This window comes from Microbacterium sp. As-52 (assembly GCF_049949185.1).
Classification (GTDB): domain Bacteria; phylum Actinomycetota; class Actinomycetes; order Actinomycetales; family Microbacteriaceae; genus Microbacterium; species Microbacterium maritypicum_A.
Window position 1 is genome coordinate 1,926,674 of sequence record NZ_CP188171.1, and the last position, 19,921, is coordinate 1,946,594.

18 protein-coding genes are annotated in these 19,921 nt (G+C 68.9%); 15 read left to right on the forward strand and 3 right to left on the reverse strand.

Going from position 1 to position 19,921, the window contains the following annotated elements; genetic code table 11:
• Window positions 1–19 precede the first annotated feature (19 nt).
• From ACLFA2_RS09215 to ACLFA2_RS09270, 12 genes are all read left to right on the forward strand, one after another.
• On the forward strand, window positions 20–1,633 hold the full coding sequence (locus ACLFA2_RS09215) for an LVIVD repeat-containing protein (protein ID WP_426622440.1): 1,614 nt from the start codon (window positions 20–22) through the stop codon (window positions 1,631–1,633).
• Between the two features lie 97 nt (window positions 1,634–1,730).
• Complete coding sequence (locus ACLFA2_RS09220; RefSeq protein WP_031208211.1) at window positions 1,731–3,221, forward strand: DHA2 family efflux MFS transporter permease subunit; 1,491 nt, start codon at window positions 1,731–1,733, stop codon at window positions 3,219–3,221.
• A 71-nt stretch (window positions 3,222–3,292) separates the two neighbouring features.
• Window positions 3,293–4,417 (forward strand): ABC transporter ATP-binding protein, encoded by a 1,125-nt coding sequence (locus ACLFA2_RS09225; protein WP_021201469.1) that lies wholly within the window; start codon window positions 3,293–3,295, stop codon window positions 4,415–4,417.
• A 57-nt stretch (window positions 4,418–4,474) separates the two neighbouring features.
• Entirely contained in the window at window positions 4,475–5,635 is a 1,161-nt protein-coding gene (locus tag ACLFA2_RS09230) for an ABC transporter substrate-binding protein (protein ID WP_426622441.1), read from the forward strand.
• Between the two features lie 47 nt (window positions 5,636–5,682).
• Window positions 5,683–7,506, forward strand: coding sequence for an ABC transporter permease (locus ACLFA2_RS09235; protein WP_167540723.1), 1,824 nt, complete (start codon window positions 5,683–5,685; stop codon window positions 7,504–7,506).
• 151 nt (window positions 7,507–7,657) lie between these two features.
• Window positions 7,658–8,059, forward strand: coding sequence for a hypothetical protein (locus ACLFA2_RS09240; RefSeq protein WP_021201472.1), 402 nt, complete (start codon window positions 7,658–7,660; stop codon window positions 8,057–8,059).
• 216 nt (window positions 8,060–8,275) lie between these two features.
• On the forward strand, window positions 8,276–9,268 hold the full coding sequence (locus ACLFA2_RS09245; protein WP_426622442.1) for a TIGR03557 family F420-dependent LLM class oxidoreductase: 993 nt from the start codon (window positions 8,276–8,278) through the stop codon (window positions 9,266–9,268).
• A complete protein-coding gene (gene cofE, locus ACLFA2_RS09250; protein WP_021201474.1) occupies window positions 9,265–10,095 on the forward strand; it encodes a coenzyme F420-0:L-glutamate ligase in 831 nt (276 codons plus the stop codon). The genes ACLFA2_RS09245 and cofE overlap by 4 nt, the downstream gene beginning before the upstream one ends.
• Window positions 10,092–11,126: a glucose-6-phosphate dehydrogenase (coenzyme-F420) gene (fgd, locus tag ACLFA2_RS09255; protein WP_292762805.1), complete on the forward strand. Its 1,035-nt coding sequence runs from the start codon at window positions 10,092–10,094 to the stop codon at window positions 11,124–11,126. The genes cofE and fgd overlap by 4 nt, the downstream gene beginning before the upstream one ends.
• Window positions 11,127–11,136: 10 nt before the next feature.
• Window positions 11,137–11,808: a 2-phospho-L-lactate guanylyltransferase gene (cofC, locus tag ACLFA2_RS09260; RefSeq protein ID WP_426622443.1), complete on the forward strand. Its 672-nt coding sequence runs from the start codon at window positions 11,137–11,139 to the stop codon at window positions 11,806–11,808.
• Window positions 11,805–12,833: a 2-phospho-L-lactate transferase gene (gene cofD, locus ACLFA2_RS09265; RefSeq protein WP_347124077.1), complete on the forward strand. Its 1,029-nt coding sequence runs from the start codon at window positions 11,805–11,807 to the stop codon at window positions 12,831–12,833. Before cofC ends, cofD begins: the two co-directional genes overlap by 4 nt.
• 188 nt (window positions 12,834–13,021) lie before the next feature.
• Window positions 13,022–13,441 (forward strand): hypothetical protein, encoded by a 420-nt coding sequence (locus ACLFA2_RS09270; RefSeq protein WP_426622444.1) that lies wholly within the window; start codon window positions 13,022–13,024, stop codon window positions 13,439–13,441.
• A gap of 20 nt (window positions 13,442–13,461) precedes the next feature.
• Here ACLFA2_RS09270 and ACLFA2_RS09275 read toward each other — a convergent pair whose 3' ends face one another.
• From ACLFA2_RS09275 to ACLFA2_RS09285, 3 genes are read right to left on the reverse strand one after another with little or no spacing between them, the layout of a single operon-like run.
• Window positions 13,462–14,271, reverse strand: coding sequence for an ABC transporter ATP-binding protein (locus tag ACLFA2_RS09275; protein WP_036271971.1), 810 nt, complete (start codon window positions 14,269–14,271; stop codon window positions 13,462–13,464).
• A complete protein-coding gene (locus ACLFA2_RS09280; protein ID WP_426622445.1) occupies window positions 14,268–15,338 on the reverse strand; it encodes a putative F420-0 ABC transporter permease subunit in 1,071 nt (356 codons plus the stop codon). The genes ACLFA2_RS09275 and ACLFA2_RS09280 overlap by 4 nt, the downstream gene beginning before the upstream one ends.
• Entirely contained in the window at window positions 15,335–16,330 is a 996-nt protein-coding gene (locus ACLFA2_RS09285; RefSeq protein WP_426622446.1) for a putative F420-0 ABC transporter substrate-binding protein, read from the reverse strand. Before ACLFA2_RS09285 ends, ACLFA2_RS09280 begins: the two co-directional genes overlap by 4 nt.
• Before the next feature lie 230 nt (window positions 16,331–16,560).
• Here ACLFA2_RS09285 and ACLFA2_RS09290 point away from each other — a divergent pair, with 230 nt between their 5' ends.
• The 3 genes from ACLFA2_RS09290 to ACLFA2_RS09300 are packed head-to-tail and all read left to right on the forward strand — an operon-like array spanning window position 16,561 to window position 19,921.
• Window positions 16,561–17,541: an alpha/beta hydrolase gene (locus ACLFA2_RS09290; protein WP_322955783.1), complete on the forward strand. Its 981-nt coding sequence runs from the start codon at window positions 16,561–16,563 to the stop codon at window positions 17,539–17,541.
• The gene (locus tag ACLFA2_RS09295; protein WP_029268024.1) at window positions 17,538–18,950 is read left to right on the forward strand and encodes a dihydroorotase; all 1,413 of its coding nucleotides are present in this window, start codon (window positions 17,538–17,540) and stop codon (window positions 18,948–18,950) included. The genes ACLFA2_RS09290 and ACLFA2_RS09295 overlap by 4 nt, the downstream gene beginning before the upstream one ends.
• Window positions 18,947–19,921, forward strand: coding sequence for an LLM class flavin-dependent oxidoreductase (locus ACLFA2_RS09300; protein WP_021201484.1), 975 nt, complete (start codon window positions 18,947–18,949; stop codon window positions 19,919–19,921). The genes ACLFA2_RS09295 and ACLFA2_RS09300 overlap by 4 nt, the downstream gene beginning before the upstream one ends.

The following is a 19,921-nucleotide window of genomic DNA, read 5'->3' on the forward strand; positions in this document are numbered from 1 at the left end:
TTCAGCCAATGGAGGCGACATGGCCGGCTCTCCCTACGTGCCCGATGCGAAGAAGTACCGCCCGGAGGATTTCCAGCGCGTCGAGGGTGAACCGGCCGATCCCGATCCCTCCAGCTGGGGCATGCAGCCCGACGGTACCTTCCTGCCGCCGGCGCACACGCCGTCCGTCCCGCGCGACGTCTTCATCGACTGGCCGGGCCAGCTCGACTACCGCGACCCCGAGACGTATGCGCTCAACGCCAAGGCCGAGGCGTTCTACCCGATCGTGGTGAACACCAGTCACTCGTGGCAGTGCATCTACGACTGGGACGGCCGTCGCCTCATGCTCCACTACGGCGGCGGCAACCACTGGAAGCTCTACGACATCACCGACCCTCGCGACCTGACGATCGTCGACGAGGAGCAGTGGGGCTGGGACGACCCCCGCCCGCAGTTCGGCGCCACCACGGTGCAGTGGAACCAGAAGCTCGGAAAGCACATCGCGATCCAGGCGAGCGAGACTCCGCGGTACTTCCTCAAGGGGCGCGTCGCCAACAAGTGGATCGACGACACCGTCGAGGGCCAGCTGAAGGAGTGGGAGGGCCTGCGCGGCTTCCGCACGTGGGAGATGAACGGCCCGAGCCCCCGCGACTGGACCCTCCTCACCGAGGTCTCGACCGATCCGAACCACGGGCCGGACGAGATCCAGGAGGGCAACGGCGTGCTCGACCTTCCGGTCTACTACGGCGACAAGTACCTGTTCGTGGCGACCGCGCCCGACAACACCTTCACCAACCAGCCGTACAAGACCACGCTGTGGACCGCCGGACACGCGGCCTACGACGTGTCGGACCCGGCGAAGCCCGAACTGCTCTCGAACTGGTGGGTGCCCGGCTCCCGTGCCGGGGAGGAGGCGGATTCCGAGTACCTCGCGGACAACGAGCGCTGGAACAACAAGACCTCGTGGTTCGGCTCGCGCATGGGCATCTTCCTGCCGCGCTCGGTCGAGTCCGGATGGAAGTACGGCTACGCCGCCCAGGGTGGTCAGGGCTTCTTCGTGCTCGACGTGTCCGATCCCGCGAACATCCACCACGTCGGCTGGTGCCACCTGCCGGTCAGCGTCGCCGGCACCGAGGGCGACAACGTCGACACCACCCAGGTGGAGGAGACGGGCTACGTCTACGTCTCGGGCTACCCGATGAACACCGACTGCTACGAGCCGGCCAAGGAGATCTATCAGATCGACGTGAGCGACCCGACGAACCCGCGGGTCGTGCGCACGCTGCCGCGCCCGACGCCGCCGGCAGAGGCCGCGTTCACCGACTGGGCGCAGCGCCGCGGGTCGTTCGGGCCCAAGCGCTCGGGGTACTTCACCAACACGGGCACACCGCACGGCGGCGTCATCCCCTACGCGTTCTACGCCGCGGGGTTGCAGATCTTCGACGTGCGCGACCCGGAGAACCCCCAGGTCGGCGCGTACTTCGTCCCTCCGATCGGCCTCAAGGACGACGATGACCTCGCCGCACCCGTGCACGGCATCTTCGTGGAGTGGGATCGCAACGTGATCTGGCTCTTCGCCAACCACGGCATCTACGCGGTGTCGACCCCGCTGCTGGGTGAACCCGTGGTCGGTCTCCCCGCCACCGAAGACTGAACTCTTCCCGGAAACTCCGGTGTCCGTCCTCCACATAAGGGGCTGAGTGGACGGACACCGGCTCCCGCCCCCTGACGATCCCTCCCGAAAGTGATCCATGACTCAGACAGTTAGGCCGTGGCCGGCCCTGTGGGCGCTGTGCATCGGCTTCTTCATGATCCTCGTCGACACGACGATCGTGGCGATCGCCAACCCGGTCATCCTCGCGGCGTTCGACGCCGACCTGACCACGGTCATCTGGGTCACCAGTGCCTACCTGCTCGCCTACGCCGTCCCCCTGCTGGTGACCGGTCGCCTGGGGGATCGCTTCGGTCCCAAGCGGGTCTATCTCGTGGGGCTCGTGCTGTTCACCCTCGCCTCGCTCGCGTGCGGTCTGGCGGGCAGCATCGAGATGCTCATCGCGGCTCGCGCCGTGCAGGGCTTCGGTGCCGCGCTGATGACGCCGCAGACCATGGCGATCATCGCGCGGGTGTTCCCGCCGCGCGGTCGGGGTCAGGCGATGGGGGCGTGGGGCGCTGTCGGAGGGCTCGCGACGCTCGTCGGCCCGATCCTCGGCGGCGTGCTCACCGACACCGTCGGCTGGGAGTGGATCTTCTTCGTCAACGTGCCTGTCGGGATCGTCGCCTTCGTCGTCGCCTGGCGTCTGGTCCCCGATCTCGAAGGACACCCGCACCGCTTCGACGTGGTGGGGGTCGCGCTGTCCGGACTCGGACTGTTCCTGCTGGTCTTCGGTATCCAGGAGGGCGAGGTCTACGACTGGGGGGTGATGTTCGGTCCGGTCACCGTGTGGGGCGTCATCGTCGCCGGAGCCGTGCTCCTGGTGCTCTTCGTCGTGTGGCAGCGCGTCAATCGTGCAGAGCCCCTCATGCCCCTCAGCCTCTTCCGCGACCGCAACTTCTCGGTCGCGAACGCCACGATCTTCCTCGTCGGTGTCGGCATCACGGCCATGCCCGTCCCCCTCGCCTTCTACTTCCAGGTCGCCCGCGGGCTCGACCCGACGCTCGCAGCGCTCATGCTCGCACCGATGGCGGTCGTCTCGGGGGTGCTCGGGCCGTTCGTCGGCAAGCTGAGCGACCGGATCGGTCCGCGGTGGGTCACCTTCGCCGCCTTCGTCATCTCGGCGGTGGCCATGGCCTGGTATGCGGCGACGATGACGATCGACGCCCCGTTCTGGCTCCTGCTTCTGCCCTCGGCGCTGCTGGGCGTCGGCGTATCGGGGATGTTCGGTCCGCTCGCGTCGACGGCCACCCGCAATCTCCCGCACACGCAAGCAGGAGCGGGATCCGGCGTCTACTCCACCACCAGGCAGATGGGGTCCGTGATCGGATCGGCGCTGCTGGCGGTGCTGATGAACGTGACGCTCGCCGCGCACATCACCGGTTTCGTGCCAGGGGCGATCCACCCGGGGAGCGAGCTGTCGACGAAGGACGGGATCGGACTGGCCGCGGCCATGTCGCAGTCGCTGCTGCTCTCGGCCATCGCCTTCGCGGTGTGCGCGGTCGTCGTGGTGTTCTTCGAGAAGCCGCGAGCCTGGGGAGCCCCGGTCACCCCGCAGACGGCGGGTTCTGTCGTGAGAGAGGGACGATGATGGCGGCGATCGCAGTGGATCCAACATCCAGAACGAATCCGACCACGAGCACGAAGGACGAGAGGACTCCGATGACGGTCAGCTCCGGAGGCGGTCGACTGGTCGTCGACGCCCTGAAGAAGGACTATGAGCTCGACGGCGCCGCCGTCCCCGTGGTCAAGGACGTCACGTTCACGATCGAGCCCGGGACGTTCTACTCGCTCCTCGGCCCGTCGGGATGCGGCAAGACCACCACCCTGCGCTGTGTCGCCGGCCTCGAACGGAGCAACGGCGGCGTCATCTCGCTCGACGGCAACGTGCTGTCGACCGGCACCGCGCACGTGTCGCCCGACAAGCGCGACATCGGCATGGTGTTCCAGAACTACGCGATCTGGCCGCACATGACGGTGTTCGCCAACGCGATCTTCCCGCTGCAGGTCGCGGGTTCGAAGCTTCCGAAGCAGGAGGCGCGCAAGCGGGCGATGGAGGCGCTGGAGCTCGTGCAGCTCGATCATCTCGCGCAGCGCCCGGCCACCGCGCTCTCAGGCGGTCAGCAGCAGCGCCTGGCCCTCGCTCGTGCGTTGGCCCACCGACCGCGTCTGCTGCTGCTCGACGAGCCGCTGTCGAACCTCGACGCCAAGCTGCGCGACACCATGCGCAACGAGCTGCGGAGCCTGCAGCGCACCCTCGGCATCAGTGCCCTCTACGTCACGCACGATCAATCCGAGGCGCTGTCGATGTCGGATCGGGTGGCCGTGATGAACGGCGGACGCATCGTGCAGGAGGCGTCACCCCGCGAGCTCTACGACCAGCCGGCCGACCGATTCGTGGCGAACTTCGTCGGTCGCGCGAACATGATCCCCGCCGTGGTGATCGATCGTGACGGCGCCGGCGACGCGGTGGTCGAGGCGCTCGGCACCCGGCTGCAGACGCCGGTGCCCGACGGGGTCTCGATCGGCGACGAGGTCACGCTGACATTCCGGCCCGAGACCGTGCGCTGGCATGAGACCGACATCGATCGCCCGAACGTCCTTCCCGTGCGCATCGTGCGGGTGGAGTTCCTCGGCGAGATCGTCGAGTACGAGGCCGAAGTGCTCACCGATGGCGAGCCCGTCGCCACGATCGTCGGACGCGGAGCGCCACTCGCGACACCCCCCGAGGGCGGCAGGGTCTTCCTCGAACTGGTCTCGCACGCCTGCCGCGTGCTGGGCGCCTGATCCACCCCGCACCACACCCGCAATCACACACCTGATGTCAGAGAGGACATTCAGATCATGAAGAGAACACTGGGAGCTGTCGCCATCACGGCGGTCTTCGCGCTCGCCTTGACCGGATGTAACACCTCGACCGATGCCGGCGGCGGTGACAGCGCGCTCGAGGGCGACGCCGCGTCGGCCACCTGCGACGCCGTGGAAGTCGGAGCGATCACCCGCTGCGAGAACTTCTACGACGAGTACTGGCCCGAGATCGACAAGCAGCTCGACGCCCTCTACGAAGAGGCGAAGAAGGCTGACGGCGGCACCCTGGTCATCTGGGACTGGTACGAGCTGTCGCCTGACGTGATCGAGCAGTTCAACAAGCGCTTCCCCGACATCAAGGTCGAGACCAGGGGGCTGACGTACAACCTGTCGTCGGCGATCATCTCGGCGAAGGCGACCGGTTCGCGCAACACCGATGTGGTGTCCGGCTCGATCACCTCGATGGCCGCGATGTACGACGAGGGCTTCTGGGAGAAGGTCGACTGGGAGAGCTTCGGCGTTCCGAAGGAGTTCCTGACCATCGGCGCCCCCGAGCTCATGCCCGACAGCATCAACGGCACGCTCATCCAGTACAACACCGACAAGGTGACCGCGGTGCCCGAGACGCTCGACAGGCTGCTCGCCCCCGAATACAAGGACAAGGTGTCGGTCGCCGGATACAACGCGGTGGTCTTCGCCGGATACGGCATGGCGGAGGGCGAGGACAAGATGGTCTCGCTGATCGACGAGCTCCTGTCGTCGGGCAACCTGAAGCTGCTGGAGGACCAGGGCGCTCCGCTGTCGAGCGGTGACGTGCCGATCGCGCTCAACCAGACGCTGTTCAACCCGAACCCGGCGCTGCAGGTCTCACCGTTCGAGCACGCGGGAGTCTGGGCGCAGTTCTCCGGCGTCAACTCCGACGCCAAGAACAAGCCGGGGGCCGCGCTGTGGACCCTGTGGAACGCATTCGACCCCGACTGGATCAGCCTCCGAATGACGGACGAGCGCTTCGCCAGCACGCAGGTGCCGTTCGCCGGTCTCCCCGCCGCGACCTTCGCCGAGTCCACCGGGCTCATGAAGACGAACTCCGACGCGCTGCTGCTCGGCCTCGAGAACGGCGCCGAGACCGAGACGCAGGCCACTCGTGACGACTGGCAGGCCATGATCAACGCCGCCGACAAGGCGCTGAACGGATAACGATGTTCAAGGCAGGACGGACCACGGGGCGAAAGCGTCCCACCACGATGACGATCGCGATGATCGTCTCGGGCGCGGTTATCTTCATCCTTCTCGCGGTGCCGCTGATCGTCCAGGTGATCACCGCGTTCCGTGGTCCGTTCCTGCCCTTCGGCGTCTCGTCGGCCCAGTGGGGTGTCGAGAACTTCGTCACCCTGTGGCAGCTGCGCGAAGACTTCTGGGGCGTGCTCGGCGCGACCGGCGCCTTCGTCGGCGGGTCCACGCTGCTCACGCTCCTGATGGCGTTCGGCCTCGCCTGGGTCACGGTGCGCACGGATGCCCCGTGGCGCCGTCTGATCTCGGTGCTGGTGATCGTGCCGTACATCATTCCGCCGATCGTGAAGGCCCAGGCCTACCTGCTGATGCTGTCGCCCGAGTCGGGTGTGCTCAACCAGCTGCTGCGGCTGCTGCCGTTCGCGAGCGACGTGCCGATCGATCCCTATGCGTTCCCGACGATGATCTTCATCCAGGCGCTCACGAACGTCACGTTCCCGTACCTGATGATCGTGCCGATCCTGACGAACATGGACGGCTCGCTGGAGGAGTCGGCGCGGGTCTCGGGGGCCTCCTGGCCGCAGACGCTTCGTCGAGTGACGCTGCCGATGCTGTGGCCGGGGCTCCTCGGGGTGACGGTGCTGACCTTCATCCTCGGCCTCGGCAGTCTCGAGGTGCCGCTGCTGTTCGGCCAGGAGTCGGGACGCGACATCTTCGCCCTCAAGCTCTGGACGCTCATCAGCTCCAACGCGGGCGAACTGCCGCAGTACGGTCTGGCCGCCGCATGGGGGCTGGTGTTCCTCGTGATCACGACCGTCGCGTTCGCGATCTATCTGCGGGCGACACGCAACGCCGAGCGCAGAGCCTCGGTGTCGGGCAAGGGCTTCCGGCCGTCGACCATGCGGATGGGGCCGTGGAAGATCCCGGTCATGCTGCTGGTCGCCGTGTTCATCCTGCTCACCGGCATCCTCCCTCTGCTCGCTCTGCTGTGGGCGGCGATCACGCCCTATCCGGTGGCGTTCTCGATCGACGCGATGCTCGGCAGCACCGACTTCGGCGCCTTCGGCACGGTGCTCGCCGACCCCGAGTTCTGGGTGTCGCTCGGACGCACGGTCATCATCGCGGGCGGCAGCGCCACGATCGCGGTGGTCTTCGCAACGGTGCTCGCCTACGGCATCGCCCGCAGCAAGAAGACCGGGTGGGTGAAGGCCATGGACCTGTTCGCCTCCTCATCGGTCGCGATCCCCGCGACCATCGCCGGCTTCGCGATGTTCCTCACCTTCATGGTGATCAACCCGTACATCCCGATCGCGGGCACGCTGCTCGCGCTCGTGATCGCGTACTCCTACCGGGTGTCGATCGCCTACCGCTCGTCGTACAGCGCGACGCTGCAGATCAGGCCGGAGCTGGAGGAGGCGGCGCTCACCAGCGGAGCGAGTCGGTTCGAGGGATTCCGACGCATCATCGCGCCGCTGCTGATGCCGACCGTGATGGCGGTGTGGATCCAGATGTTCATCCTCGGCACCAATGAGTTCACGCTCCCGGCGTTCCTGGCGACCCCGTCGTCGCGGCCGCTGTCGATGTACATCTACGCCATGATCAACCCGCGGTCCGCACAGCTGTATGCGCCGGACCAGGGGGCCGCGATGGCGCTGATCTTCACGCTGATGGTGTTCGCGATCGGCTACGGCCTGCAGTGGGCGCTCTCTCGCCGAGCGATCGGTCGCACACGCAAGGCGGTCTCCGCGGGTCTCCCCGACCTCGCCGCCGCCTCTCCTGCTCCCGCTCCCGCCGATTCCGCGACGGTGACCCTGGCCGTGCAGCGTCACAAGCGCTGACCCCGTCCGCCGAGTGCATGGCTTCCTGTCGAGTGCACGGCTTCCTGGCGTGAAGAAGCCGTGCGCTCGACGAGATCCCGTGCTCTCGACGGATAACGTGCGTTCGACGGGTAACGTGCTCTTTGTCGTGTGGGGGAGAGGAGAGGGAGCGATGCGTGTACGCGCACCATCGGCCAAGGCCGGGATCGTCGTCGGAGCCCTGCTCATCCTCCCGATGCTCGGGGTCGTCCTCGCCGTGATGGATCTGTTCGCCGGATATGTCTGGTCGCTGCTGGCGGTCATCGCGCTGGTGGTGTTCACCGCGCGGGTGTTCCGTGGTCCCGGAGAGAGCATGGCGCCGCGGCCGTGGTGGCGGATGACGACGACGGCTCTCTCCAGCGCGGTCCTCTCCGTGCTCTTCGCGGTTCAGGCCGTCGTCGGTCTCTTCCGAGCGGGGACCGCCCCGTTCCCGGCCGCTGTCGTTCTGGGCGCGCTGCTGACGCTTGCGGTGGCCGGGGCATATGCGCTCTCCGCGACCCGCCTCGCCCGCGTCGAGCGGCCGCACAAGGGATAGCCCGCCCTCGCTCCCTCGCTCCCACCCTCTCGCTCCCGCCCTCTCGCTCCCGCCGAGTGCACGGCTTCCTGTCGAGTGCACGGCTTCTTGGCGTGAACACGCCGTGCGCTCGGCGAGATCCCGTGCATTCGACACCACTCCGAACCTCTCCCTTGACTTTTGGATCCAGTATCCATTCAATAGGAACAGCAGGAGAAGAAAGGGTGAGGAGGCCGCATGCACATCGGGTACGCCGCGATGCTCGAGCAGATCGAGCCCACCGCCGTGATCGAGAACTGCGTCCTCGCCGAGGCGCACGGGTTCCGCGGGATCATGGCCACCGATCACTTCCAGCCCTGGCTTCCCCGCCACCGCAACGCCGCCCATGTGTGGACCATGCTCGGCGCGATCGGCGCGCACACCACCGGCGACCTCGGCCCCGGCGTCACGACCCCCGGCTTCCGCACGCATCCCGCCGTGGTCGCGCAGGCCGCGGCGACACTGGCGATGCTGTACCCGGAACGGACCTGGCTCGGCGTCGGATCGGGGGAGGCGCTGAACGAGCATATCGTCGGCGACTACTGGCCCGAACCCGCCGAGCGCATCGACCGCATGTTCGAAGCCGTCGACCTGATCCGCAAGCTCTTCACTGCCTCTCTCGCCGGTCGCGATGCCCGCCACCGCGGTGAGCACTTCCGCATGGAGTCGACCCGGCTCTGGACGATGCCGCCCACCGCGCCGCCCGTCTACGTCGCCACCGCGGGTCCCGCCACTGCCCGCCGCGCCGGCCGGAACGCCGACGGGCTGATCACCACCTCTGCCGAAGTCGAGCGCCTCGCCCCGCTGCTCGCCCGATTCGTCGAGGGGGCGCGGGAGGCGGGCCACGATCCCGAGGCCCTCCCGAAGGTGCTCCAGCTGCGGCTCTCGTGGGCGCCGACCGACGAGCAGGCCCTCGCGAACGCACTGACCGAGTGGCCGATCGGCGGACTCCGGATGCGCCGGGGCGACGTGCGCTCGCCGTACGACTTCGAGCAACTCGTGCGCGGGGTGACGGCCGACGACATGCGGGCGTCGATGCTCATCTCCGCCGACCCCGACGTGCACCGCGCGCAGATCCAGCGCTACGTCGACCTCGGCTTCACGCGCATCTACCTGCACAACGTCGGGCCCGACCAGCGGGAGTTCGTCGAGGTCTTCGGCCGCGACGTGCTGCCGAAGGTGCACGCATGAGCGCCCCCGCGATCACCGTCTTCGCCCTCGCCGGCATCGGCGAGGTGCACCCCGGTGATGACCTCGTGGCCCTGATCCTCGCGACCGGCGTCGAACTCGCCCACGGCGACATCCTCGTCGTCACCTCGAAGATCGTCTCCAAGGCCGAAGGCCGCTACGTACAGGCCGCCGACCGCGAAGAGGCCATCACCGCCGAGACCGTGCGGCTCGTCGCCTCTCGCACCTTCGACGGGCACACCATGCGCATCGTCGAGAACCGGCTCGGCATGGTGGCCGCGGCCGCCGGCGTCGATGCCAGCAACACCCCGGACGGCTGGGTGCTGCTGCTCCCCGAAGACCCCGACCGTTCGGCGCGTGCGCTCGCCGCGGGACTGCGGGCGGCCACGGGCGCGGAGGTGGGCGTGATCCTCAGTGACACCCTCGGCCGTCCCTGGCGCGAAGGGCAGACCGACGTCGCGATCGGCGGCGGGGGCGTGCACATGATCGCCGACCTCCGTGGCACCACCGACCAGGCGGGAAAGGTCCTGAGCGTCACGACCCCGTGTGTCGCGGACGAGCTCGCCGCGGCCGCAGATCTGGTCAAGGGCAAGGCGAGCGGCAACCCGGTCGCCGTGGTGCGAGGGCGGGGCGACCTTGTCGGACCCCTCACCCTGCCCGGGGCCGCCAGCATCGTGCGCGGCGCGGAGCGCGACCTCTTCTGGTTGGGCACCGCCGAAGCACTCGACCAGGGATACCGCGACGGTTACGCCGCTGCGCTCGCAGACCTCGGCACCCAGGAACAGCACCTACACGCACAGCAGGAACCCGACACGAAGGATGCGACATGACACTGACTCTCGGATACAAGGCCAGCGCGGAGCAGTTCGACCCCCGGGAGCTGGTCGAGATCTCGGTCGCGGCCGAGGCGCACGGCATGCAGTCCGTGTTCGCGAGCGACCACTTCCAGCCCTGGCGCCACACCGGCGGCCATGCTCCGTTCTCGCTCACCTGGATGGCGGCGGTGGGCGAGCGCACGTCGAGCATCCGCATCGGCACCTCGGTGCTGACCCCGACCTTCCGTTACAACCCTGCCGTGCTCGCGCAGGCGTTCGCGAGCCTGGGCTGCCTGTACCAGGACCGCATCATCCTCGGCGTCGGCTCTGGCGAGGCGCTGAACGAGATCGCGACCGGATTCCGCGGCGCCGGGGAGCAGGAGTGGCCCGAGTTCAAGGAGCGCTATGCGCGGCTGCGCGAATCCGTGCGTCTGATGCGGGCGTTGTGGTCGGGCGACCGGGTGAACTTCGACGGCGAGTACTACTCCACGCACGACGCCTCGATCTACGACCGTCCCGAGGGCGGCATCCCGATCTACATCGCCGCGGGCGGACCGATGGTCGCGCGCTACGCCGGTCGCGCGGGTGACGGCTTCATCTGCACCTCGGGCAAGGGTCAGGAGCTCTACGTCGACCAGCTGCTCCCGGCCGTGAAGGAGGGGCTCGAGCAGTCCGAGCGCTCGTTCGACGACTACGACCGGATGATCGAGATCAAGCTGTCGTACGAGGAGACCCGGGAGGCGGCGTTGGAGAACACCCGCTTCTGGTCGCCGCTGTCGCTCTCGAAGGAGCAGAAGCACGACATCACCGACCCCGTCGAGATGGAGAAGGCCGCCGATGCGCTGCCGCTCGAGACCATCGCCAAGCGCTGGATCGTCGGGAACGACCCGGATGCCGTGGCCGCCGAGATCCAGCAGTACATCGATTGGGGCTTCAACCACCTCGTCTTCCATGCGCCGGGCCACGACCAGCGCCGGTTCCTGCAGCTCTTCGAGCGCGACATCGCCCCCCGGTTGCGCGACACCGCTGCCGAACTGCGCGGGTGAGGCGACGGAGATGATCCGCGGTTCGGGAGTCGGGGTGCCGCTGCCGGGAGTGCCCGCTCGTGAGTGGATCGTGGTGATCCCGGTGAAGCGCGCCGAGATCGGCAAGTCGCGGTTGCGCATCCCCGGCGTCGATCGCGAGCCCCTCGCCCGCGCGATCGCCCTCGACACGGTCGAGGCGGCCACCGCATGCGAGCGCGTCGTCGAAGTCATCGTCGTCACGAGCGACGAGGTCACGGCGACCGCTCTGCGTGTGCTGCCGCGGGTGCGACTGGTGCGCGACCGCAGCGAAGGGCTGACCGCGGCGATCGGGCTCGGCGTGAGCGCGGCCCCCGACATGCGCCCTCGTGCCGTGATGCTCGGCGACCTGCCGGCGCTACGCCCCGACGAGCTGGCCAGGGCGCTCGCGTTCGCCTCTTCGCACTCCCGGGCGTTCGTGCCGGACGCCGAGGGCACCGGCACCGTGCTCGCCACGGCGCGGGCGGGTTTCGACCTCACTCCGTGTTTCGGGGTGGACTCGGCCTCCGCACATCGCGCGGCCGGCTTCGTCGAGGTCGGGTTTCCCGTCTTGAGCGGTCTGCGACGTGACCTCGATCATGCCGAGCACCTGCGGGCCGCCCGCCGTGCCGGACTGGGCCCGCGCACCGCGGCGCTGGTCGACCGACCGCTGGTGCTCGCCTCATGACCGGCGGCGTCGCCGACACCTCCGATGGCCCGCGCATCGTCGTCCTCGCCGGTGGCGTCGGCGGATCGAAGTTCGTGGTCGGTGTGCGGGAGGCCGCACGGCGACGGTGGCCGGATGCCGCGGGAGGAACCCGAGCCGAGATCACGGTGATCGTCAACACCGGCGACGACCTGTGGCTCAGCGGCCTGCGGCTGCAGCCCGATGTCGACTCGATGATCTACGCGCTCGCCGGTGTCAACGACACCGCACGCGGATGGGGGAGGGCGGGAGAGAGCGAGCGCGTCGCCACCGAGTTGCAGGCATGGGGAGCCGGCTGGCCGTGGTTCACGTTGGGTGACCTCGACCTCGGTGCGCACATCGCCCGCACGGGCTGGCTCCGCGACGGCGCCTCCGTGACCGAGGTCGTCGATCGCCTCGCCTCCCGATGGCCGCTCGGCATCCGACTGCTGCCCATGACCGATACCGAAGTCGACACCCACGTGTTCACCGCCCGGGGTCGGATGCACTTCCAGGAGTGGTGGACCCGGCATCGTGCGACCCTCCCGGCGCAGCGGTTCGATGCGCCGGGGATCGCGCAGTCCGCGCCCGCACCCGGAGTGGTCGACGCGCTGGCTGCGGCGGACGTCATCCTGTTCGCCCCGTCGAATCCCGTGGTCTCGCTCGGGCCGATCCTCTCGGTCCCCGGCATCTCCGACGCCGTACGTGCCGCCCCCGGAGCCGTGGTCGGGGTGTCGCCGATCATCGCCGGTGCGCCCGTGCGCGGTATGGCCGACGCCTGTCTCGCCGCCATCGGTCTCGCCGCCACCGCCGACGCGGTCGGACACCACTACGGGGCACGCGCAGCCGGCGGACTGTTGGATGCGTGGCTCATCGCCGAGGAGGATGCTTCTCTCGCAGGCGGGCTCGAGGCGGCCGGACTGCGCGCGCCGGTGCATCCGCTGTGGATGCGCGATCTCGACACTGCGACGGCTCTCGCCGCCGAGGCTCTCCACTCAGCTGAGCTCGACGCGCACCAAACGTCATAGTCACAGGTCTCGAAAGACTGGCCGAAAGTTCCCAGTCTTTCGGCGTAATGACCGGGCCCCCACCGCCGTCTCTCCACTGTGAGGGTTGTCCGGCCGAAAGGGGGTCGGGCTGTGCGAGGGGTGAGGGAATCGTGAGTGGTCGAAGTCGAGTGGACCGGCTCTTCGAAGAGTTGGAGGTCGAGTGCGGCGTGAGCATGCAGTGCATCACGGAACGGGCGTCCGCCCTGCTGGGGCTGGACATCGAGGTCGACGTGTTGAACGAGGAGGAGTGGCGGGCCGTTCCGCGGTTCCTGCTCGTCGACGGTGACCGTGCGAGGATTCCGGTCCGCCGCTCCGATCCGCAGTGGTACCGACTGCACGTGGTGATCCACGAGCTCTCGCACCTGCTGTGCGGGCACACGCGATGCGAGAGTCTGCCCATGACCTTCGACCAGCTGCGGAAGCCCGCGCAGGTATGCGCGCTCGTCGGGGTGGGAGGGGGTGCCGGCTCCGTGGCGCTCGACGACTGCCAGGAGCAGGTGGCGCTGGAGGCCGAGGCGGAAGCGCTCGCGCACCGCTTGGGCTCGTTCGTCCTCGCTCCGCAGTTCGCATCCGCCGAGCTCGTCTGAATCCCGATCGTCCGAACCGGTCAGCGCGTGAGGGCGGGAGCCGCATCGAACACGATCAGCGGACGATCGCTGCCCGGCCGGAGGAGCACCTCGGCGTCGACCTGCCAGACGCGCGCGATGAGCTCCCGCGTCAGCACCTCCTGTGGGGAACCCGCCGCCTGCACGTGACCGTCGGCGATCACGACGACGCGATCGGCGAATGCCGCCGCGTGATTGAGATCGTGCAGAGCAGCCAGCACGGTCATGCCGTCGCGCGCGAGGGACGCGAGGAGGGCGAGTGCGTCCAGCTGCGCGCGGATGTCGAGGTGGTTCGTCGGCTCGTCGCACAACAGCAGCGCCGGTCGCTGAGCGAGGGCCCTCGCGAGGTTCACCCGTTGGCGTTCGCCGCCGGACAGGGTCGCGGCATCGCGCTCCGCGAACTCGAGCGCCCCCGCGCGGACGAGAGCCGCATCGGTGGCGACGGCATCCGTCTGCGCCCCCTCGAACGACAGCCACCCGCGGTGGGGAAGCAGTCCGAGCCCGACGATGTCGCGCCCGGTCATCCCCTCGGCGGTCGACCACTCCTGCTCGACCAGGGCGACGCGCTGTGCGCGCTCCCGCCGCCGCATCGACGGCAGCGATGCGCCGTCGAGCGCGAGGGTCTCGACCTCGCCCCGCAGGGTTCCGGCGATCAGCCGCAGCAGCGTGCTCTTGCCCGAGCCGTTGGGTCCGAGGAGAGCGGTCACCGAACCTCCGGGGGCGGTGATGTGCATGTCGTCGCAGAGGATCCGACCCCCGTGCGCGAATCGGATGCGTCGGGCATCGAGGCCGTCCTCACGCACTCCGGTCATGCGCGGCTCTTCCGCATACGCAGCATCAGCAGCGCGAACACGGGGCCGCCGATCAAAGCGGTGACGATCCCGACCGGGAGCTCGCGTGGCTCGAACACGGTGCGGGCGATGGTGTCGGCCCAGATGAGGAACACGGCGCCCGCGAGGAACGAGACCGGCAGCAGCGCGCGATGCCGGGCGCCGACGACCGCCCGAACCGCGTGCGGCAGGATCAGTCCGACGAAGCCGATCGACCCGCTCACCGCCACGAGCGCTCCGGTCAGCAGCGCCGTGCACACGAAGAGCAGCACGCGCAGCCGGGTCACCGGGATGCCGAGTGCCTCGGCCGCGGTGTCACCCAGTACGAGGGTGTCCAGTGGCCGGGCTGCAGCCAGCAGGGGGACGGCGCAGACCACCACGGCGACCCCGGCGAGGGCGGCGTCCGCCCAGTCGGCACCTCCGAGGGAGCCGAGCAGCCAGCTGAGGATCTCGCGGTAGCTGTCGTTCGTCGCGCTCCAGAAGATCACGAGGCTGGTCAGTGCCGCGAGCACGGCCGACACGGCGAGACCGGCGAGGACCACGGCGGTGGCTCCTGCGGAACCGGCCGCGCGCGCGAGGCCCAACGTGAGTGTCAGGGCGAGCAGCGCACCCGCGAACGCGGCGAACGGCAGTGCCACCGCCGCACCGAGCACGATGACGATCACCGCGCCGGTCGAGGCGCCGGAGGACAGACCGAGCAGGTAGGGATCGGCGAGCGGGTTGCGGGTGAGGGCCTGCATCACGGCACCGCACAGGGCCAGGCCGCCTCCGACCGCCGCGGCCGTGAGAACGCGGGGTACTCGCCCCTCCCAGATGATCGCGTCTCGGAGCGGGGTGAGCCCTGTGGCCGCGCCGGTCAGGTGTGACCACACGCTCGCCGCGAGTTCGGCCGGGGCGACGTCGGCCGGCCCGATCGCGACCGCGGTGACCACCGATCCCGCCAGGACGAGCAGCAGCACCGTGATCGCCGAGACGGTACGTCCCCGGGGGCGGGGGGCGGCTGCCGCCGCGACAGGGGGCGCCGTGCGCAGCGGAACGGTGACGCTCACTGCTCTCCGAGCTGCGCCACGATCGACTCCACGGCCTTCACGTTGCGGATGCCGGCCTCGGTCGCCGGGAAGTCGACCAGCACGTACCGCTCGTTCCGCACCGCGTCGAGCTGTGCGGTGACCGGGTTCGAGGTGAGCAGCGCGATCTTCGACGCGGCGGTGTTCCAGGCGGCGTCCACCAGCACGATCACGTCGGGGTCGGCCTCGGCGATCAGCTCCCACGAGCTCGACGTCCAGGTGTCGTGCACGTCGGCGAAGACGTTCTCGAGCCCGGCGGCCGACATGATCATCTCCGGCGCGCCGATGCCGGCGCCCACGAAGGGCTGGTCGGTGCCGGACGAGTACCAGAGCGCCGTGAGGCCACGGTCGTCGGGGGTGATCGCGTCGAGCTCTGCGCGCTGCTCGGCGATCAGCGCGCTCGCCGCCTCCGTCTCGCCGAGCAGTTGGCCGGCCTCCGCGAAGCCATCGAAGACGGTGTCGAACGTGAGCGGGTCGGGCATGTAGCCCGGAGCCTTGCAGGCCGCGGGGGCGACGTAGGTGGTGATGCCGAGATTCTGCAGGTCGACCCGCTCGCCGGCGCCGTCGACCGAGAAGTTCGACTCCCATCCGGCGAACACCAGGTCGGGCTCGAGGTCGAGCACGGCCTCCTTCGACGGCACCTTGTCGGAGACGACGGGGACGTCCTCGGCATCCGCCGCGAGATCGTCAGGCAGCGGGCCGTCGGAGAAGGCGGAGCCGATGATCCGATCCCCGGCGCCGAGGGCCAGCGCGAGTTCGAGAGTCGACGACTTCACGGTGAGGATGCGTTGCGGCGTGGCGCCGAGCGAGACCTCGGTGCCGCAGTTGTCGAGCACGATCGGCTCGGTGCTGGGGGTTTCGGCGTCGGGCGCTTCGGCCGATGACGCCGGCGCGCCGGCGCAGCCGCTGAGTCCGGCGGCGACGAGCAGGGCGAGGGCGGGGAGGGCGCCGAGGGCGCGGGCGGTGGCAGGCATGGTTCTCCGGAAGACGAGGACGGGAAGGGCGCAAGACAGAGCACGTTCGCAGTCCAGGTCGGGACCACCGGCATCGGCCAATCGGGCCGACGCGATGCGGTCATGTTAGCGCGGATACTGGATCCAAATCAATACTGGATTCTGGATCCAAAATCGACGAGGATGGAGAACGCCCCACCGCAGCGGCGCACATCGCCGATCGCGACGCCGCGTTCAGCCGAGAGGAACCCATGCAGACCACACCCGTCTCGTACTTCAGCGAGGGTCAGCGCATCTCCGCCGTGTGGCGCACCCCCGACCACGCGGGGCCGTATCGCGCGATCGTTCAGGGCCCCGGTTGGCTCGGGCTGAAGGACGCCAAGCTCTACGTCCGCTACCACGAGGCCCTGGTCGAGGCCGGCTTCGCCGTGCTCGTGATCGACTACCGCGGCTTCGGCGACTCCGAAGGCGACCGCGGATACCTCTCGCCGGCCTGGCAGCTGCAGGACCTGGTGAACGCCGTGACCTACCTCACCACCCGCGACGACGTGATCGCCGACGCGATCGGGGTCTTCGGCACCGGCGGCACCGGGGGCGGCAACGCCGTGCTCCTCGCCGACGCCGACCCGCGCATCAAGGCCGCGGTCAGCCAGGTGCCGGTCGCCGACGGCGAGGACTGGCTGCACCGCATGCGCAGCGAGTACGAGTGGCTCGACTTCCAGAAGTCCCTCGAAGAGGACCGCCGCCAGCGCGTCGCCACGGGGGAGGGGCGGATCGTGCACCCCCGTGAGGAGATCATGATCCCCACGGCCGAGCGTCGGGCGACGAAGATCAAGGCCGACGTCGACGACCGCATCCCGACAGCCGTGCCGCTCGCGTGCGCCGAGGGCATCATCGCGTACCGGCCGATCGACGCGGCCGGCCGCCTGACCACACCGCTGCTCGTGATCGGCGTCGAAGGCGACGCCACCACCCCGACCGACCACGCCGAGGCGCTTTACGAGGCGGCACGCGGACCGAAGCAGCTCATCATGCAGCGGCACACCACCCACTACGCCGCCTACGACGCGTACTGGGAGCAGACCACCCCGGTGATCGTGGGCTGGTTCGACCGGTACGTGCGCCCGGCGCACCTCATCCACCGGTCTTCGCCGTCGCCCGCGATCGGCGAATCCCTCACCACCGAAACCGTGCAGACACAGTCCGACAGCAAAGAGGAGGTCGCGCGATGAGCGTGGATCTGAAGATCACCGGCGGCACCGTCGTCACCCCCGCAGGGCCGGTCCTGGCCGACCTGCTCGTCGCCGACGGCAAGGTCGCGGGCATGGTCGCGGCCGGTACCGACGTCGCGGCTGCGCGCACGATCGACGCCGCGGGCAAGCTCGTGCTTCCCGGCATGGTCGACGTGCACGTGCACACCCGCGAACCCGGCTACGAGCACAAGGACGACATCTACACGACGAGCCTGCAGGCCGCGGCCGGTGGCGTCACCACGATGTTCGGGATGCCCAACCTCAAGCCGCCGACCACCGACGTCGCCACGTTGACCGACGTGTTCCACCGGTATGAGGAGTCGTCGATCGTCGACTGGAACCACAACCCCGCGCCGACGAAGTTCGATGAGATCGCCGGCATGAGCGAGATGGGCATCCGGGCGTACAAGATCTACATGGTCGTCGACACGGGCCGCGACTACCCGCACCCCTCCGGCACCGGCATCCACAACCACGGCCACCTGCTCGAGATCATGGATCACATCGCCCAGACCGGCAAGCGCTTCATCGTGCACCCGCACGACCAGGCGCTCATGGATTACATCGAGGGCGCCTACCTCGCCCGCGGCGAGAACACCCCCGAGGGCTACGCCTCCGCCTACGCCGCGCGCGAGGGTGTGATCTGGGACACGGCCATCGACGTCGTGCTGCGTCTCGCCGAGGCCTCCGGCTGTCCCGTGCACATCGCGCACATCCAGACCCGACGCTCGATCGAGGCCGTTCGGCGCGCCAAGCAGAACGGCATCGACGTGACCTGCGAGGTCAACCACTGGGCGCCGTTCCTGTCGACCTGGAACGACGTCGAGACCCTCGGCCCGTACGCGCTCAGCTACTGGGTGCCCGACGACAACCGCGCGGCCGTCTGGGAGGGCATGCGCGACGGCACGATCGACATCGCCGCCAGCGACCACGCCCCGCACACGCGCGAGGAGAAGGAGGTCGGGTGGACGCAGATGTGGAGTTCGCACACCGGCACCCCCGGCATCCAGTACTACTACGAGCTCATGCTCGACGCGGTCAACAAGGGCGAGCTCGACCTGCAGCGCGCGATCGACATGGTCGCCCATATCCCCGCCGCCAAGTTCGGCCTGGAGGGTGTGAAGGGATCGCTCACGATCGGGGCGGACGCCGACATCGTCATCGCCGACCTCGCCGACGAGTGGACGATCACGAACGACGGCGTGCTGTCGAAGATCGGCTGGACCCCCTACGACGGGCGCACCATCAGCGCCCGCATCCAGCGCACGCTCGTGCGCGGTGTCGACGTCTACGTCGGCGACGAGGTCGTCGGCGACCGCACATTCGGAAAGCTCGCCGCATCGGCGGAAGACAGGGCGGCGTTCGCCGCTGGAGAGGAACTGACATGAAATTCGGACTGCTGCTGCCGCACTTCGGCGAGGAGGCGAGCAAGGAGAAGCTCCTGGAGGGATCGAAGCTCGCCGAGAGCTTCGGATTCGACTCCGTCTGGGTGCGCGATCACCTGGTGTTCGAGCCGCACGGCGAGATGGAGAAGCCGAACCGCACGTTCTACGACGCGCTGACGACTCTCACTGCCATCGGTGCCGTCACCGACAAGATCGAGCTCGGCACCGGATCGCTCATCCCGTTCCGGCACCCGCTCGTCACCGCTCTCATGGCCGGCACGATGACCCAGCTGCTCGGCCCGCGCCTGATCCTCGGCTTCGGCGCCGGCACGTTCGACCACGAGTTCGACGCGATCGGCTGGGGCGACCTCGACCGCGTCGAGATGGTGCGCTCGAACGCCGAGATCCTGCGCCGCGTCTTCACCGAGAACGATGTCACCTACGACGACGGCATCTTCACATTCGAGAACGTCACGATCGAGCCCAAGCCCGTGGGAGGACGCATCCCGTTCTGGTACTGCGGCGCGACCCCGCGTTCGGCCCGTCTCGCGGCGGAGTTCGCCGACGGGTGGATGCCGGGACGCACGGGCCTGCTCACCATGGAGAAGCGCATCAAGACCATGCGCGAGATGACGGACGAGAACGGCCGCCCGATGCCGACCATCGCCGTCATCCCGCCCACGTCGATCGAGGACACCCGCGAAGAGGCGCTCAAGCACGTGAACATCCCGGGCCTTCTCGCCTGGGCGAACAAGGCCAAGTTCGCGGTGAAGCCGCCGTCCGGCAGCTTCGAGACCGTCGAAGACCTCGAAGGACAGCTCATCGTCGGCAGCCCCGACGAGGCGGTCGAGCAGATCAAGCGGTTCGAGGAGGTCGGCACCGAGCACCTGGTGTTCGACTTCCGCTTCAAGTTCGATCGGTTCTTCGAGCAGATCGAACTCCTCGGCACCGAGGTGCTTCCGAAGCTGCGATAA

Bases quoted from the DNA above. Each gene is read 5' to 3' on its own strand.
- ACLFA2_RS09215 (WP_426622440.1), top strand. From the start codon at position 20: ATGGCCGGCTCTCCCTACGTGCCCGATGCGAAGAAGTACCGCCCGGAG.
- ACLFA2_RS09220 (WP_031208211.1), top strand. From the start codon at position 1,731: ATGACTCAGACAGTTAGGCCGTGGCCGGCCCTGTGGGCGCTGTGCATC.
- ACLFA2_RS09225 (WP_021201469.1), top strand. From the start codon at position 3,293: ATGACGGTCAGCTCCGGAGGCGGTCGACTGGTCGTCGACGCCCTGAAG.
- ACLFA2_RS09230 (WP_426622441.1), top strand. From the start codon at position 4,475: ATGAAGAGAACACTGGGAGCTGTCGCCATCACGGCGGTCTTCGCGCTC.
- ACLFA2_RS09235 (WP_167540723.1), top strand. From the start codon at position 5,683: ATGACGATCGCGATGATCGTCTCGGGCGCGGTTATCTTCATCCTTCTC.
- ACLFA2_RS09240 (WP_021201472.1), top strand. From the start codon at position 7,658: ATGCGTGTACGCGCACCATCGGCCAAGGCCGGGATCGTCGTCGGAGCC.
- ACLFA2_RS09245 (WP_426622442.1), top strand. From the start codon at position 8,276: ATGCACATCGGGTACGCCGCGATGCTCGAGCAGATCGAGCCCACCGCC.
- cofE (WP_021201474.1), top strand. From the start codon at position 9,265: ATGAGCGCCCCCGCGATCACCGTCTTCGCCCTCGCCGGCATCGGCGAG.
- fgd (WP_292762805.1), top strand. From the start codon at position 10,092: ATGACACTGACTCTCGGATACAAGGCCAGCGCGGAGCAGTTCGACCCC.
- cofC (WP_426622443.1), top strand. From the start codon at position 11,137: ATGATCCGCGGTTCGGGAGTCGGGGTGCCGCTGCCGGGAGTGCCCGCT.
- cofD (WP_347124077.1), top strand. From the start codon at position 11,805: ATGACCGGCGGCGTCGCCGACACCTCCGATGGCCCGCGCATCGTCGTC.
- ACLFA2_RS09275 (WP_036271971.1), bottom strand. From the start codon at position 14,271: ATGACCGGAGTGCGTGAGGACGGCCTCGATGCCCGACGCATCCGATTC.
- ACLFA2_RS09285 (WP_426622446.1), bottom strand. From the start codon at position 16,330: ATGCCTGCCACCGCCCGCGCCCTCGGCGCCCTCCCCGCCCTCGCCCTG.
- ACLFA2_RS09290 (WP_322955783.1), top strand. From the start codon at position 16,561: ATGCAGACCACACCCGTCTCGTACTTCAGCGAGGGTCAGCGCATCTCC.
- ACLFA2_RS09295 (WP_029268024.1), top strand. From the start codon at position 17,538: ATGAGCGTGGATCTGAAGATCACCGGCGGCACCGTCGTCACCCCCGCA.
- ACLFA2_RS09300 (WP_021201484.1), top strand. From the start codon at position 18,947: ATGAAATTCGGACTGCTGCTGCCGCACTTCGGCGAGGAGGCGAGCAAG.